Below are 16002 nucleotides of genomic sequence, written 5' to 3'. Positions count from 1 at the left end.
CTCCCTAGAGATTTCGATAAATGAATTTAGGAATAAAATACTTCCGGCGGTTGAGAACAACCCCAAAAATTTGGGCACGGACGAACTCAAGCTGCTCTTTTGATTTCTGCACTACCTCGTACCGGGTTTTGCCAGCCCGGATCACCAGGACAACCCCGTCTACCTGCCCGGCCAGCACAAGTGGAGTGGTATCCTGGCTGATACTTGACGAGTCCAGTATCACAAAGTCGTAACGCGTCTTCAACTTGTCAATGATGGCCCGAACACTATTGGGTTCGACATTGGCCGTCTTTGCAGAATCAACTTCACCGTTTGTGATTATATCAAAATTTGATACCTCTGTTTCCTGGATAGCATCTGACAGGCTGCACCCACCGGTTAGAACATCACGGAACCCAGCCTGGTTCTCTTTTTTCAATCTCTTGTGGAGAGAAGGGTTCTTAAAATTGGCGTCGATCAGGCACACCTTTGCGGCTCTTACTTCGGCCATTACAAGCGCGAGGTTGTAAGTGATCCCAGAGACACCTTCCCCTTTTACCGATCCGGTGAATAGAATCGCCTTCCTGTCTTCTTTGTTTTCATCTGTCCAAATGGAATTGATGATTTCCTGACAGGGGCCCAGGGCACTCATGTTTTTTCTCCAGGCAATGGCAATTCCCGTGTTCCCTCAGGGACTGAAGCAAGCACGCGGAGACCGATATAGCGGTCCACTTCCTCAGTCGTGTGCAAGGTGTGATCCAGATAATCAAACAGAATTGCCATGGCGATACCGACCACAAGACTGATCAGGATACCAATCCCAATAATTTTCAGTTTTTTGGGTTTGATGGGGAAATAGGTCGCCACCGGCTGTTCAATCACCTTGACGTTTACCACTCTCCGCGCATCAAGCAAGTTGGAAACACGAGCCTCTTCCAACCGTTTACGATAGAGCTTGTAATTCCCACTCTCAATCCCAATCAAACGATCGAGACGTTTCAATTCCATTTCGGAGAAACTCAGACGTTTGAGATTATCGTCGTACCACTTTAACTGCCGCTCAAGAATATCCTTCTTTTCTCTCAAAGATCCAAGACGTACACGCGTCTGGATCAGACCTTTCCGTGTGCTTTCATAAATCTGGTTGACACCCATGGTCACAATACCCGCGACCCGTTCCTGTTCAATTTCCAGTTTAGCCTTCACTTTTTCTATTTCATTTTTTATTTCCTTGATGGGACGACTGTCAGGAAGAAACTTATTTTCAAGCTTGGCTTTTTCCAGTTCAAGGTTCAACAATTTTGTTTTCAACGGATCCAGAATTGGATTGCGCTTGAACTGCGAGTCAATTTTGATCACTTCTGATTCTTCAGAAAGTTCTTTTCCATATTCTTCAATTTCGGAACGCGCTCCGGCCAACTCAGTTTCCACCAGCTTCTTTGCTTCTTCCAGGTCTGCTTTATTTTGCAAAAGCAGACGTTGCTGGTCTATATAGGAGATGATCCCTTCATTCAGCTTTAAATCTTCAAGACGGGTTTCCAGCTCTTCAAGACGATCACGTGTCAGGTTTACCTGTTGCTGGAGGAAGGTGAAATCCTCCGATGTTTTGTGGATATCAATATGATTCTCAAGGAAAAGCTCTATCAGGGTCTGAACAGCCTGGCGTGCAATTTCCGGATCACCCCAGTGAAATGTCACAAGAATAATATCTGATCGGGGGATCTGCTCCACGTTAAGGTTTTTAGTGATTCCCAAAACCAGTTGCTCGTAGGGAGTCAGTCTCTTCACAAGCTTGAGGTAATAGAGGGCTTCCTTAATCCCGTCGATGATATCGTCCTTGAGTTTCTGGTACCACTTGCGCGGTCCCTTTGGCACCAGAAAATCCATTCCCAGGTTTTCGATGAGTTGTTCGACGAGCTCCCGTTTGCGAAGAATTTCGATTTCAGAGTTGATGTCCTCAATTCTCACCTGGAGGGAAGTCATGACTTTCGACTGCGCCGATTCGGAAAGCGAGGAGATGGATATATTTTCGCGACCCAGTTTGACTAAAATTTTGGCTGTAGCTTCATAAGTTTTCGGCCAAAGATATACCCCCGCCGTTACCCCGATAACTCCCAAAAGAAAAAGGACCATGATCAGCCTCTTTCTCTTGAACAGGGTAGCGAGAAAATCTCTTATCGATAACGGTCGTATTTCCTGTTCTGCCATCTCGTCTCGTTTGTCGCTATTGAATGACTGATTAAGTCATCCGGCAATTATTACTGGGTCAAGGTGGATGCACCCGAGAATGTTGGATTCAGCGTGTATATCCAGGAAAAGCCTGCCTTGGCAACGTTTGGGATCAGTTTGTTAATATATTGCTCGACGAATTGATTCACCGTAGCAATATCTGACTTGGGCACAAACACAACGTCAAAGGGTTTCAAATAAATGTCGTTTTTGCCCAATGTATGATTCACCCCTTCATCCAGATTGATTTTTGCAAACAGGGGTTGTTTCGACCCCTGATTCCGGAGCAAAATGATGTTTTTCATTTCTGAGGTGTTTTTCAAACCGCCAGCCTGCAAAATTGCCTGCAGTGCCGTCAGTGGACCTTTAATCGGAATCATCCCTGGAGATCCTACCTCGCCTCCGACAAAGACGTTACGTCCAGAAAAATTACGGACAATTACGGTAAGTTCCGGCTGAACCAACACCTTGGAATATTTTTCAGACAGGACTTTGTCCAGTTCTACCGGTGTTAACCCGGAAGCCATAACTTCATCAATTAGTTGCAGGGAGATTTTGCCATCCGGGCGGATCTTCATCCGGTCATTAAACTCAGGCTGGAAGTGAAACTTCACTTCGATCTCATCCTCAGGCATGAGAACGTATGCAGGCAGTGCTGGCAATGGTGACGGGGTTTGTCCCGGGGCAATGGAAATCCGATTCACAGGTATCTTGACTCCAGCATGAACCTGACTGAGCATTTGGCTTTGCGGCTCAAATTTTGGAGGCCCGGTTACCGGTTCAGTGGTGGTACAACCTGAAGTCACCATTAAAATAAACGTCGCAACAAAACAAGACATCCACCTAATACAATTAAAATCAAGGGTCTTTGCAAAACAAGCCTCACTCCCGCAAACCTCTTCCTTAAAAGGCAGGAGCAAGGGAATGCTTTTTCTTAGACCAGTTTCAATCTTGCTTGATAAAATGTTTTTTTTCATATCTTTCTTTTACGGCAAATAAATCAAATGGATAAACCCTTTTCCCCTAAAAAGCCTTCGCAGAAAAGTAATCCAGATGAGTCACTCAATCGTCCAGTCCAGGAACCCTAATTGTTTTCATTATCACCGGATAAAAAACACTGAAAATCCTGTCCGGATTCTACTAATGCATGTAATATCAATAACATAAAAAGACCTTACCACCAAGTTAAAAAATCAGGAGGGAATAGGCTCTTTACATGAACACCATTATTATGATTTTTCCGATTTGATTTTTGGTACAAATTTTTAAAATTTCCGTTAAATACTATATTGGGTGAAGGCAAGATTTTAATTTGTTCAGCGTGATAAAAATAAAAATAAGCGAGCAAATTGCATAAATTAGATTTATGGTTAATGTATAATAAACCGAATAAAATATTCAGTAGATTGAATTGCAAAATAAAACAGTTAGCCTTTTTTTTCAATAACTTATGTATTTTTGAGCATTGTCCATGGACCCTATTCCAAAGTTCTCGGCTGAAAAAAACTGGAAATACCACTTGTCAATCATCCCTTTTTACACCTTTTAACTCTGAACGGTTTTTTTAGACTTGCAGGATATTATTTTTGATATTTCCACTTCTAAAAAGACTTATGTAAATATAACGTTGGATAATTACCAGCAAAAACAAGCCATTACGTGTAGTACAAACGACTAATAAAAAACAGTCGATTTGTTTGTCTTAAAAACTACACTAAGGTTAAAAATAGTTGTCATAGCTTATAAAGCCATTTTCAATAAAATTGACAAAATATAGGATTAACCATTGAAAAATAAGTTGCAATAGGAGTCATATACACCGTATATTTTTCTACCGGAGAAGGGAAATCTATAAAATTTTGGGTAAATCCCAAATGTAAATCTATTTCACATTAAATACTTCTCTAAGCTTTGTAGTGTTATTTTCTATGTGACCCGGAACAAAAAGTATCCTTAAATTTTTGGCCTTTTTCATAAGACCAGTCGGGACCTCTTTTTTTAACCGGATCCTTGACACATTAAAAACTAATGAAATTAATCCAGAATGAGTGTGTAATCTGGTAATTTTTAATTCACCAGAAACAACTACGAATATCGCCATGTTCAAGTTCAATCCAGAAATGGTAAGAAACCATAGCGGAGCCTTTGTTGAGTTCAGCAGGGTTACGGATGGGCTTCTAATCATATTATGCCTCTGGTATTCCTGCCTTCACTATGGTGGCGTATGGACCCAGGAACACATGATCTTATCCATGGTAGGAGCAGGGTTTTTCACATTGGCGGCAAGCTTCAATCACCTGTATCGGTCCTGGAGAACTTCTTCTCTATTTTCCGAAATCCAGGGTATTTGCCTGAGCTGGGTTTTTGCCTGTGTGCTGATCACCTTGTCTGTGTACTTTTTCAATCCTGACCTTCTTTTTATGAACACGGCGATATTTTACTGGTTCGCCATCACCACAGTCGCATTTGCCTGTACCCGTATCGGTATCCGGGTAGCTCTGAGATGCCTGAGGGCTTTTGGCCTTAATTCGAAAACAGCAGTGATTCTTGGGGGAACCGGGGTTGGACAAAAAATAGCGAGCAATCTTGCACAAACTTCGTGGATGGGGATCCGTTTGCTCGGTGTTTATGATGGCCGCTTTCGGGAACACGGTCGTCCTCTGGTCGATGGCCCTGTCCCCATTAAAGGAAATTTTGACGACCTCATTGAGATGGCGGAACAGGGAAAGGTCGACATCATCTACATTGCACTACCAATGAGAGCTGAGCTCAGAATCAAGGAAATGTGTGACCGGTTGAAAAACACAACCTCTTCCATTTACCTGGTGCCCGACCTGTCAACCTTTGACCTACTCCACTCAACATGGGACAGCCTGGGCGACTTGCCGGTTGTTGGCTTGATCGATACACCGCATAAAGGGCTCAACATCCTCGTCAAGCGAATTGAAGACATTGTCATCTCCAGCATTATCCTGTTGATAATCAGCACCCCCCTTCTGGTCATAGCACTATTGGTGAAGCTAACGTCCAAGGGACCCATCTTATTTCGCCAGACACGTTACGGGTTGGCAGGTGAAAAATTTGTAATATGGAAATTCCGGACCTTCAAGACGAATGAAGATGATGCGAGTTTTTCCCAGGTCAACAAAAATGATGATCGGGTGACCGCTATCGGAAATATTTTAAGGCGGTATTCCCTGGACGAATTGCCCCAGTTCATTAATGTACTGCAAGGCAGGATGTCGATTGTTGGCCCGCGTCCTCATCCAATTCCTCTCGATGAAGAGCATCGAAAAATCGTGGATCGCTACATGCATCGTCAAAAAGTATTACCCGGCATCACTGGATGGGCACAAGTCAATGGCTATCGAGGGCTCACAGACAGCCTTGATAAAATGGAAAAACGGGTTGAGTTTGATCTGGATTACATAAACAACTGGTCCCTGGCATTTGATCTCAAGATAATTTTTCTGAGTATCTTCAAAGGCTTCACCGGAATCAATGCCCACTAGATCCCTTCCCTTCATTTAAAGGGACCATCCCGACACTCAAATTTATTTCTACAAAGCGAGGGAACACGGTTTTTTCGTGTATATTTAAATTCCCAAAAAACGGGCTGTGCCTTTTTTCGAAATTCTGTTTTTTTAGACAGGGATATTAAAATGTCAACTGTTAGTATTGGAACACGATGAAAGATTTTTTTAAAAGCGATCTCTTCCTGCAGGTAGCGTGTGTGCTTGGAGGGCAACTGGCCCGCACCGGGCTTGGCTTTCTCTCCATTATTATGGTGGCGCGTTTGCTCACTGTTGCTGACTTCGGTCTCTTTTCCATCTTCATGGCCACAATTGCTGTTGGTGTCGAAATCACGGGTAAAAGTCTGGACTGGGCACTGGTACGTTTTGCTTCAGAGCATATTGAAAAAGCCAAGGATAAAGCTTACAGATATTTTAAATCCGTCTTCAAAATGCGGATCGTGGTGGCCACTCTTTTCCTGATACTTGGCATGCTCCTGGCCGATTTCATCGCCAACACGATTTTCCAGCACCCGGAATATAAAAACCCTATTTTCTACGCCTGCATGGGAACGATCTGGATGTCGCTTTGGTGGTTTTCCCTGGCCGTAATCCAAACTAAAGAAAAATTCCTTTTGCATGGCATTATCAATGTTTCAAATGGGCTGGTAAAACTGGCAGCAGTTGCGGTTCTGTTTTTTTTCAATATCAAGGAACTTGAACCTATGCTCCAGGCGCATGTCGTGGTTTTTTTTTAACCTTTTTAATAAGCTTCATCCTTGTTCCTAAAGGTTTCTTAAAAGCAAAGAACACTGACAACAGCACGGCAAAAGAATTACTGCACTTCAGCAAATGGAACATCGGCACCAATATCATAGGCATCCTGCAAATGCAGGCCGGCTTTTATTTTGTTGGTTTTTATAAAAGCGCTCCAGATGTCGGAATCTTTTCAAGCGCCTGGAACCTGGCCTTTGGGCTGGATTTACTTGTGTTCTCAATGTTGACCGTATTTTTGCCAAAAGTAAGTAAATATAAAAGCCGGGAAGAATTCATCGCATTTGTCAAACAGACCCTAAAAGTGTCGGTTGTGATGGTTGTCCTTCTTTCCCCTATTTACTTTTTTGCGGACACTCTGGTTCTTACTATTTATTCTGACAAGTATCAGGAAACCATTCTTGTTTTTCAGATCATGTTTATTGGAACCCTGATCAGCTTGCCGGCACATCCGATCTCTCTCATATTATTGTCCCTCAATAAGCCTCAAATCTTTACCTATGTGGGAATCTTTACTATGATACTCACTTGCATTGGCAACGTTATAGCTGTTCCCGAACATTCTGCGATTGGCGCTGCTTTTGTAACATCTATAATGAAAGTTTTTAACGGTGTCGTCCTGATGTGGGCATGCTATGTCCTGATAGCAGCTCCCAAACAAACAACTACTGCAACGGAATAGGTTCTATGACAGAACATACAGAAAGATTAAAAGCGGAAAGCGAATTCTGGGATAAAAACATCTCTGAAATGCTTTCAGATGTAGAACGCGCTGACTTGCAGGTTGAAGACGGCAAGTTTAACGACAAACTCAAACCCCAACTGCCATTTTACGGCCTCGATAAAGCGGTAAAAATGGTCGTGGATATCTTTGGAGACCTTAAAGGCAAAAAAGTCCTGGATTGTGGCTGCGGCAATGGATTCATGGCAACGGTCCTGGCTAAACACGGAGCCCTGGTGACTGCCATTGACATCTCAGAAAAAAGTGTCGAGTTGACCCGAAACCGCGCGCTGGTAAACGGTGTATCGGATAACGTTAATACCTTGGTCATGGACTTTGAAGAGCTCGAATTTGAAGACGAAAGTTTTGATTTTGTCGTTGGCAATTTTGTATTACACCACATAGAAATTGACAAAACCGGACCTGAAATAAAGAAAGTACTTAAACCAGGCGGGAAAGCCATCTTTATTGAAACATCTGCACAAAACAAACTGCTCATGATGGCCCGCGATTGCCTTACCGGCCGTTATGGAGTTCCAAAGTACGGCACGGACGATGAAGCCCCGTTAGGCCTGGAACAAACTAATGAATTGAACAAAATGTTTGATGGAAAATGCAGGCTGCATTATCCCTCTCTGGTTTTTTTCAGACTGCTGTCGGGATATATCAGTTGTTTTAAAGGACCCACCCTGATGCGCCTGGTTTACCGTCTTGATTCTGCTACATACAATATATTCCCAGGACTCCGGCGTTTTACCTACTACATGATTGTAGAACTGGAAAAATGATCATGTCTGTTGACCTTTCCATTATTGTGGTCAACCACAATCACGAAAAGTATCTGGAAAAATGTTTCTGTTCCATTCTTGAACATCAGGGAAATATCCAGATAGAAATGATTCTGGTGGACAACGTCAACAGTCCTCAAGTTAGTAAAATGATGGCTTCTCGTTTTCCAGATGTAAAGGTCATCCCAAACAAAATACCGATGGGTTTTGCTGCCAACTGTAATCTTGGCTTTAAAAACAGTCAGGGCCGTAATATCCTGTTCCTCAACCCAGATATCGAAATCATCAAAGGCGATCTGGGAAACCTTCTGAAAAAAATGCAGGAAACACCCAAAGTTGGTGTTGTGTGCGCTGAGCTTTTAAACTCAGACCTCACTCCTCAATACAGTATCCGGCAATTCCCGACACTGGCTGCAATTTTATTCAGAGGCTTTAAACTGGGCAAACTGTTTCCTAATGCCTCCCTTTACAAAAACTACCTTTTGTCAGGAAAAGACCGGACCCAATCCTTTGAAATAGACTGGGGACTGGGGGCTTTCCTGATGTTCACGCGGGAGCGTTATGAAGAAATGAATTTGATGGACGAACAGTTTACAATGTATTACGAAGATGTAGACCTTTGCTATAGACTGAAATTGGCCGGATACAAAAACTACTTCATGCCTGATCTTCAGGCCGTACACGATTACCAGCGCGACAGTGCAAAAAAGCTTTTCAGTAAACTAAAATTTCACCATGTTAAAAGTATCCTGTATTTTTTCTGGAAACATAAATTCACCTCCGTCCCATCGTGCCTCTAGGAAAGCCCCACGTTCATGCTTCGGAATCTGATAAAAAAACTGGTAAAAGTCGGCTGCTATTTGATTGGCAAGTTTACCGGGTCGAATCACATCCCGGTATTCACCTACCATTCCATAGACACTTCAAAATCCGTCCTCTCCGTCTCTCCTGACACATTAAGAAAACAGTTCGAGTTTTTCCGTGATAACGGTTATGAGCCCCTTTCGCTGGAAGACTACTTCCAGTACAAGAAACAAAACAAGTCTCTAAAAAATAAATTTCTCATCACCTTTGATGATGGCTACCAAAACCTCTACACACACGCCTTTCCCCTCCTGAAGGAATTTTCATATCCTGCGGTAGTGTTTCTGGTAACGGATTACGTCGGAAAAACTGCAAGCTGGATTATCCGTGACGAAAAAATTATTCTGGATCGCCTGCTCCCCACACTTTCAGAGTCGGAAGTAGACATTGAGGCGGAAAAAAACAAGTTGCATAAAACCTCAACATACCCTCTTCTAAATTGGGAGGAAATTGAAGAGATGAGCGCGGGTGGTGTCGATTTTCAATCTCACACAAACACACACCCCTTTATTTCCACACTCAATGAACAAGACCTTGAAAATGAGCTGACCCGGTCCCGCGAAATCATTGAAAAAAGATTGAACAACAAAGTGACAGGTTTTTGTTATCCTTATTGTGACTACGAGAACCCGCAGGTTTCCAGGCTGTTGTCGGAAAACGGTTACGCTGGTGCTTTTGTAGGTGACCAGTTAAACGGAAAAAATCAAAAGCCCGACAAGTTTCACATTATCCGCATTGCTGTTTGGGAATTCACAACGTACTTTGACTTGAAATTTTTCTTCTCCCCCGGTTATCGGGTTTATAAATCGATTGCCAAATTAGCAAAAGGAAAACAGGTTTACAGTTGATGAGGCCTGAATATGAGCAAATACCGTTTCACAACTTGCGTTCAATGCGAAGAATCTGATGGAAAATCCCTGACCATCACCAGTGATCCCTTTCTGGATCGACAAGGGGAGTTTGAAGTGATCCGCTGCAAAGGGTGTGGACTGGTCAGAACACGTAACCTGCCCCAGCCCGACGAACTGGATTTGTTTTACCGGGATCATTACGGAATTTTTCATGAAATCCAGGAAGAAACCCACACACCCTCCCCTGAAAAGAAAAACCCTGTAAAAGAACTGTTGAAAAAGCTGGGCGTGCTGGCACTGTTGTCACAGCTCAGGGTTCAGTACGACAAGTACGCCATCTCCTCAGTCACCCCCAAAGGAAAAATTCTGGAAGTGGGCTGCGGAATAGGAAAAATCATTCGCCCCCTAAAGGAAATGGGGGCAGAGGTTGTTGGGGTCGAACCCGGCCCAAGCCTTGCAGAACAGGCCAAAAAGGCTGGTCTGGAGGTTTATTGCAACCTCTTTGAAGACTTTTCCTGGGAAAGGGAAAAATTTGACCAAGTCCTGTTTTCTTTTACCCTCGAACATATAGAGAACCCAAAAGAGGCACTGGAGAAAGCCCGCTCTTTACTGAAACCTGACGGAAAACTTCATATTCTCTGCCCAAATTTCAATTCTATTGAACGATTTTTGTTCGGGAAAAACTGGTTCTGCTGGCATCTCCCCTATCATAAATATTATTTTTCACAAGATACTTTAGGCCAATTACTAACCAACACAGGATTCACTGTTACCAAAAGTAAAACAGATTTTCGGATGGATGCTGTTATCCAATCCATGAGAATCGCCTGGTATCAAATCATCAAACGCCAAAAACCCAGCTTTCCAACCAACCCCCATTATTTTTTAATGATGTTCTCCGCTGTTTTTTTTATCCCATTCAAACTTTTTGGAATGGGAAACCTGCTGCATGTGGTGGCCACACCGAAACCAATAGACAGCAAAAACCAATAATTTCTAGAGCCCGAAAAGTAATCTCATCAACCAGTCGCAGACATTTTTAGAATCAACCATACTCAATACATAATATTGATTGAATTTAGCCCGATTAGCCTATTGTATTAAAATCGCGTTTGACTTGATTTACAGAAAAGAATTATCCTTCCTTATCTCTTTTTCCGTATTTATTTGGATGAATCTGGAGCCTGAAAAAGAAACGCAATTTCATCTTGATAAATCAAGGATCACATCAATTTTGCCCGGTGGATGACTATGACTTGCTGTAAAACCAAGGTACGCGAACACTTTTCTTTTATTCATTTAATTGCCAGAACCTTAACGCTATTCCTGACAATTTCCCTTCTCATACCTCAAGTTTTATTCGCGGCCAATCTCCAAAATGACCTGATGTCCAAAGCTCAAACTGAGGGAACAGTACGCATCATTGCCAGGCTCAACACTTCCATGCCCAATTCCCCGATGAGTCCCGGTTCCGATGGACGTGCTTATCGGTCCGCTATTTCAAATACACAGCAGGATGTTCTCAATTCTCTTAGCGGTTTGACCGGCGCCAATTCCAAACAACCATTACCCGGTATTGTCCGCCCGGTTAAGGGTGTAAAAAAATTCCGATATCATCCTTTGCTTGCACTGGAAGCGGACTCCGCAACCTTACTCCAGTTATCTGCAGACCCTAGAATTCTTGAGATCATAGAAGACGTTCCGGAGCCGCCAAACCTGTCGCAATCCATTCCACTTATTGGAGCGGATACCGCCTGGACCATGGGACCGGGTTACACCGGTAACGGCTGGGCCGTCGCCATTCTCGATACAGGTGTCGATAAAACGCACAACTTTTTATCCGGTAAAGTCGTCTCGGAAGCCTGCTACTCCACGACTTCCGGCTCGACCATTCATTCCGTCTGTCCCGGAGGGGTGCAAGCATCCACTGCCGTCGGTTCCGGAGTCGAGTGCAGCGCTAACAATCCGTCACTGTCCGTTGCAACATGCGACCACGGGACCCATGTGGCAGGAATCGCGGCGGGTGATGGAGCCTCATTCAGCGGGGTTGCCAGGGAAGCTGATATCATCGCTATCCAGGTATTCTCGCGATTTGACAGTGCTTCGACCTGTTCGCCGCGCCCGGCACCTTGCGTGTTGTCTTATTCATCCGATCAGATAATGGGCCTCGAACGTGTTTTGGCCCTTAGCGGTACGTTCAATATTGCATCTGCAAATATGAGCCTTGGGGGCGGAAGCTATTCTTCAAACTGCGATGCGGTTCAAAGTGCCCGAAAAGCGGCCATCGACAATTTAAGAGCTGTCGGGATCGCAACAGCCATCTCATCGGGCAACAGTGGATTTACCAATGCCATGGGGGCACCGGCCTGTATTTCAACTGCTGTCAGTGTGGGCTCGACAACCAAATCCGATAACGTCTCCAGTTTTTCCAACAGCGCATCATTCCTGAGCCTGCTTGCACCGGGTTCTTCTATCCGTTCCTCCATTCCACCCAGTAACGGATTTGCCTTTTTCAGCGGAACCTCAATGGCGGCCCCACATGTAGCAGGAACCTGGGCCATCATGCGCCAGGCCAATCCAACGGCAACGGTCACGGAAATTCTGACAGCACTGCAAACCACCGGCCAACCGATTCTCGATACCCGCAACGGCTTGACGCATCCTCGCATCCAGGTGGACGCTGCTGTTACCCAGATCCTGTCGGCGGCGACCTTGAATTTTGCCAGTGCCTCTTCCAGTCATCCTGAATCCAGCGGAACAGTAAACGTCAATGTGAACCTGTCACAGTCACTCGGCTCAACGGCCACGGTTGATTACACAGTCACAGGCGGCAGCGCTACGGGCGGAGGAACTGATTATACATTGTCGAACGGAACGTTGACTTTCAATCCGGGCCAGACCACGCGCCCTATTCCCATAAACATAAATAATGACGGATTGGCAGAAGGCCCGGAAACTGTTGAGATCACCCTGTTCAATCCGGTCAATGCAGGACTCGGTGGAACAACTGTTCACACCCTGACCATTCTCGATGACGACACCCTGCCATCAGTTGCCTTTGACAACCCGACCAGCAGTTTTGTTGAAAATCAGATTGTCGGTGATATCCCGGTCGTCCTGTCCAATTCCTATGTACTGCCCGTCTCGATCAACTACGCTGTTACTGGCGGTACCGCAACAGGAGGCGGAACCGACTACACTCTGGCTGCGGGAATTCTGAATTTTATTCCAGGTGAAACACAACAAAGCATCATTCTTGACATTCAAGACGATGCCATTGCCGAAGCAATCGTTGACGAAACAGTTGAGATCACCCTGGCGGGTCCGAGTAACGCAACAATCGGGGCACCAGCCCTGCACACGGCTACCATCAGTGATGACGACCTGCCGTTTGTCACGTTTTTATCTTTTCAGAATGATGCACCTGAATCACAGGAAACGGTCAACCTGAAGATCAAAATGTCGAATCCGGCGGAATACCCGGTCAACGTGATCTATTACTCCATTCCAGGCAACGCGACTGACGGCACTGACTATACACTTCCTCCGGGTTCGCTCGATTTTGCACCGGGCCAGACCACAGCGACCATACCCTTGACCCTCATCGACGACACCGTTGCTGAAGGACTGGAGTATATGTTTGCGGTCTTCTTTTCCGTTACGGGAGCACAACAGGGAACCATCCCCTACAGCTTCACTCTGATCCACGATGATGATCTGCCCCCAACTGTAGGCTTTCCCAATGTGGTATCCTCCGGCCCGGAATTCCGGCAGCCCAGCCAGATTCCGGTCACCCTTTCAAATCCTTTCTCTTCAATTGTTACAGTTGATTACACGGTCACCGGTGGTACCGCAACGGCAGGTACAGATTTCATCCTGCCATCCGGAACCCTGACGTTCTACCCGGGAGACATGCATCGCGACATCGTTTTTTCCCCCATATTGGATGGTCTTGGAGATGCCGGGGAAACCATTGAGGTCACCCTTTCTTCTCCAACCAATGCCACCGTTGGCCCAATAGCAGCTCACACCTACACACTCACTGAGAGCTTTATTTCCCCGACCAATCTGTTTGTGGGTGATGTTTCGCAAAGCGATCTATTCGCCTTCGAGGCAAACGGTGCTCTGGAGTTTAATTATGGTGCCGCCTCCCCCGTCACCACACCACTGGGCATGGCATTTCATCCGGTTCGAGACAGCTTGACGGTAACGGATGCCAGCAGTGCCGATGTTGTGGAAATTGATGCCAATGCTGATCCAAAGGGATCTGTCAATCAGACGGCGGCCCATCTGGCTGATCCTGTCGGTATCGCCTATCACCCAACGACACACGACATGTTTGTCCTGGATAGAGGAAACCTAGGAAACGTCCATGTATTTGATGAGCACACTGGTGTATCTCTGGGAGTATTCGGGCAGACCCTGGACCGGCTGTTCGACCCGCAAGGCGGAATTGTTTTCCACCCGGTCACCAACAACCTGCTTGTTTCTGATTTTTCACAGGGAATGGTTCTGGAGTTTGATGGCACGACAGGAGCCTATCTCGGCTTTTTTGGAGAGACCCCGTTCTTCCTGACCAACCCCATGGGAATGGCGTTTCATCCAGTAACAGGCAATCTCCTGGTCGTGGACCAGTCTTCTGGAAACGTTGTAGAGTTTGATGGTCCTACGGGCGCTCATATTGGCCCATTTGGTCAAACGGGCAACCTGACAAACCCACAGGGCGGGATCGGATTCCAACCCTCCACAGGCAACCTGTTCGTTGTGGATGCTACTGATGTTCGAGAGTTTGATGGCGCAACCGGGGCCGACTTCGGCCCTTTTGGATCGACTGCAGCCAACCTGGTCCAGCCCAGCTTCCTGTCCTTCTATGGAGTGCATCCGGGTTCCATTGTTGCACATCACCCCAATAACTGGGAAGAGATCGTAACCGCTACCAGCTTGGCAGCCAATAGCACTGCCAGCCTATTCGTTTCCAATTCAGGGGATACCCCGATTAACTATTCAGTGGTCGCGAACGAAGCCGGTGTCACCCTGCTTGGCCCAGTGACGGGCACCCTTGGGCCAAGGTCTACTTTAGAAATCGAGATACAGCTGGATCTGGCAACTGCTGGAATTAACAGTGGAAATGTTGTGCGTAACTTCACCATAACCAACACCACAAATGGATCCGGCAATAGTGTCCAAACTCTGACTTTCATCCCGGACAGTTCGCTTTAAAATGTCAGTCAGGGGAAGCTTTCTGGTAAAAAGTTAATCTGGCAAATTCTGGCCTTAGGTCATAAAAATTTAAAAATTTATCTGCAAGTTTAATATTTGAAGCGCTCAATCAATGAAGCATCTCAGTCAAATTATATTTCTGTTGACCCTGATTTTTATTCATCATATATCGACGGCTTTAGCTGGCCCTCCAAATAAACCCTATGGACCGGACATATTGGGGATCCGCCTGGGCATGTCGATGGAAGAAGCGGAAGCTATCGTCCGCAAAAATATAAACGTTACCTGGGTTTTTGAAAGAAATCTGAATGATCTGGTAAAAAAGAAATCTGATCTGGTGCTGGCAAAACCCTACCTCACCTTAAAATCATTTGTTTCCCAGGATCAGAAAGAGGGAATCTCCCTTTACAGCGCTCCACCCGCTACGAACAAACTGGTCGCGGTAGCACGATTTGTTCCGCTGGGAAAAAACGATACACAAGAAAGCATCATAACCGCTCTAAAAGGGAAATACGGCCCACTCCACCCCATGCTCGCGCAACCCCACGCACCAGTCTGGAGCAAAGTAAAAGGCATGAAGTCCCATTGCAAGGGCTCCCCCTCTTTCAGAGGCACGAATACGTTTATCCCTATAAAACTGGTGGAAACACCAAAGGGTTTTAACAATCAAAATGAAAGAGACCAACGTCGGAAACGACCCAAAGCCATTCCTGAAATCATAGCCAGTTTCTGGAATGATCAAACCATGCCAGACTGCTCGCCTGTTCTCGGCGCCTTCTTCCACGGTAATAACGTTTTATTCGGGCTGGTGGATCACGGTCCCTATTCTGTTTATTATCAGAAAAACCTGAAAGCTGTTAAACAAAAGGTCAACTCCCAACCTCTTCCTCCTCCCAGCTTCAAGTTTTAGTCTAAGAAATAGCCCCCCCTAAATTCCGGTTCAAAATTCCAATGCGAGATTCTTCACTACGCTTCTCATCGTTCAGAATGAGAAAAGGATATTGTTTGGTTTTTAAATGATGGAAGTGGATAGACCTTGATTGTTTTTAAATCCGCCAAACCAC

12 protein-coding genes are annotated in these 16002 nt (G+C 45.3%); 9 read left to right on the top strand and 3 right to left on the bottom strand.

All coding sequences use genetic code 11. From position 1 onward, the window contains the following. Positions 1 to 4: 4 nt before the first annotated feature. The 3 genes from G3M70_12275 to G3M70_12265 are packed head-to-tail and all read right to left on the bottom strand — an operon-like array spanning position 5 to position 3185. The gene (locus G3M70_12275) at positions 5 to 631 is read right to left on the bottom strand and encodes a CpsD/CapB family tyrosine-protein kinase (protein ID QPJ62605.1); all 627 of its coding nucleotides are present in this window, start codon (positions 629 to 631) and stop codon (positions 5 to 7) included. Further along, positions 628 to 2187 carry a hypothetical protein gene (locus G3M70_12270; protein QPJ62604.1) on the bottom strand — a complete coding sequence of 520 codons (1560 nt, stop codon included), beginning with the start codon at positions 2185 to 2187 and terminating at the stop codon, positions 628 to 630. The genes G3M70_12275 and G3M70_12270 overlap by 4 nt, the downstream gene beginning before the upstream one ends. Before the next feature lie 50 nt (positions 2188 to 2237). Then, positions 2238 to 3185 carry a polysaccharide export protein gene (locus tag G3M70_12265; GenBank protein QPJ62603.1) on the bottom strand — a complete coding sequence of 316 codons (948 nt, stop codon included), beginning with the start codon at positions 3183 to 3185 and terminating at the stop codon, positions 2238 to 2240. A gap of 1122 nt (positions 3186 to 4307) precedes the next feature. Here G3M70_12265 and G3M70_12260 point away from each other — a divergent pair. The 9 genes from G3M70_12260 to G3M70_12220 all read left to right on the top strand — a co-directional run bounded on the left by G3M70_12260 (position 4308) and on the right by G3M70_12220 (position 15848). After that, a complete protein-coding gene (locus tag G3M70_12260; protein ID QPJ62602.1) occupies positions 4308 to 5720 on the top strand; it encodes an undecaprenyl-phosphate glucose phosphotransferase in 1413 nt (470 codons plus the stop codon). A gap of 176 nt (positions 5721 to 5896) precedes the next feature. Further along, positions 5897 to 6478: an oligosaccharide flippase family protein gene (locus G3M70_12255; protein QPJ62601.1), complete on the top strand. Its 582-nt coding sequence runs from the start codon at positions 5897 to 5899 to the stop codon at positions 6476 to 6478. Between the two features lie 8 nt (positions 6479 to 6486). Then, positions 6487 to 7176 carry an oligosaccharide flippase family protein gene (locus G3M70_12250; GenBank protein ID QPJ63803.1) on the top strand — a complete coding sequence of 230 codons (690 nt, stop codon included), beginning with the start codon at positions 6487 to 6489 and terminating at the stop codon, positions 7174 to 7176. A 5-nt stretch (positions 7177 to 7181) separates the two neighbouring features. After that, a complete protein-coding gene (locus G3M70_12245) occupies positions 7182 to 8003 on the top strand; it encodes a methyltransferase domain-containing protein (GenBank protein QPJ62600.1) in 822 nt (273 codons plus the stop codon). 2 nt (positions 8004 to 8005) lie between these two features. Further along, the gene (locus tag G3M70_12240; protein QPJ62599.1) at positions 8006 to 8803 is read left to right on the top strand and encodes a glycosyltransferase family 2 protein; all 798 of its coding nucleotides are present in this window, start codon (positions 8006 to 8008) and stop codon (positions 8801 to 8803) included. 15 nt (positions 8804 to 8818) lie between these two features. Continuing rightward, positions 8819 to 9715 (top strand): polysaccharide deacetylase family protein, encoded by an 897-nt coding sequence (locus G3M70_12235; GenBank protein QPJ62598.1) that lies wholly within the window; start codon positions 8819 to 8821, stop codon positions 9713 to 9715. A gap of 12 nt (positions 9716 to 9727) precedes the next feature. Further along, complete coding sequence (locus tag G3M70_12230; protein QPJ62597.1) at positions 9728 to 10711, top strand: class I SAM-dependent methyltransferase; 984 nt, start codon at positions 9728 to 9730, stop codon at positions 10709 to 10711. A 258-nt stretch (positions 10712 to 10969) separates the two neighbouring features. Beyond that, a complete protein-coding gene (locus G3M70_12225; protein ID QPJ62596.1) occupies positions 10970 to 14938 on the top strand; it encodes a S8 family serine peptidase in 3969 nt (1322 codons plus the stop codon). A 112-nt stretch (positions 14939 to 15050) separates the two neighbouring features. Beyond that, complete coding sequence (locus G3M70_12220) at positions 15051 to 15848, top strand: hypothetical protein (GenBank protein ID QPJ62595.1); 798 nt, start codon at positions 15051 to 15053, stop codon at positions 15846 to 15848. The last annotated feature ends 154 nt before the right edge of the window (positions 15849 to 16002 follow it).

The organism is Candidatus Nitronauta litoralis (genome assembly GCA_015698285.1).
GTDB classification, from domain to species: Bacteria; Nitrospinota; Nitrospinia; order Nitrospinales; family Nitrospinaceae; genus Nitronauta; species Nitronauta litoralis.
Note: the sequence above shows the minus strand (reverse complement) of the source record. Positions and strands in the feature narration are given on the sequence as shown.

Bases quoted from the DNA above. Each gene is read 5' to 3' on its own strand.
- G3M70_12240 (QPJ62599.1), top strand. From the start codon at position 8,006: ATGTCTGTTGACCTTTCCATTATTGTGGTCAACCACAATCACGAAAAG.
- G3M70_12270 (QPJ62604.1), bottom strand. From the start codon at position 2,187: ATGGCAGAACAGGAAATACGACCGTTATCGATAAGAGATTTTCTCGCT.
- G3M70_12255 (QPJ62601.1), top strand. From the start codon at position 5,897: ATGAAAGATTTTTTTAAAAGCGATCTCTTCCTGCAGGTAGCGTGTGTG.
- G3M70_12260 (QPJ62602.1), top strand. From the start codon at position 4,308: ATGTTCAAGTTCAATCCAGAAATGGTAAGAAACCATAGCGGAGCCTTT.
- G3M70_12245 (QPJ62600.1), top strand. From the start codon at position 7,182: ATGACAGAACATACAGAAAGATTAAAAGCGGAAAGCGAATTCTGGGAT.
- G3M70_12235 (QPJ62598.1), top strand. From the start codon at position 8,819: ATGCTTCGGAATCTGATAAAAAAACTGGTAAAAGTCGGCTGCTATTTG.
- G3M70_12275 (QPJ62605.1), bottom strand. From the start codon at position 631: ATGAGTGCCCTGGGCCCCTGTCAGGAAATCATCAATTCCATTTGGACA.
- G3M70_12225 (QPJ62596.1), top strand. From the start codon at position 10,970: ATGACTTGCTGTAAAACCAAGGTACGCGAACACTTTTCTTTTATTCAT.
- G3M70_12265 (QPJ62603.1), bottom strand. From the start codon at position 3,185: ATGAAAAAAAACATTTTATCAAGCAAGATTGAAACTGGTCTAAGAAAA.
- G3M70_12230 (QPJ62597.1), top strand. From the start codon at position 9,728: ATGAGCAAATACCGTTTCACAACTTGCGTTCAATGCGAAGAATCTGAT.
- G3M70_12220 (QPJ62595.1), top strand. From the start codon at position 15,051: ATGAAGCATCTCAGTCAAATTATATTTCTGTTGACCCTGATTTTTATT.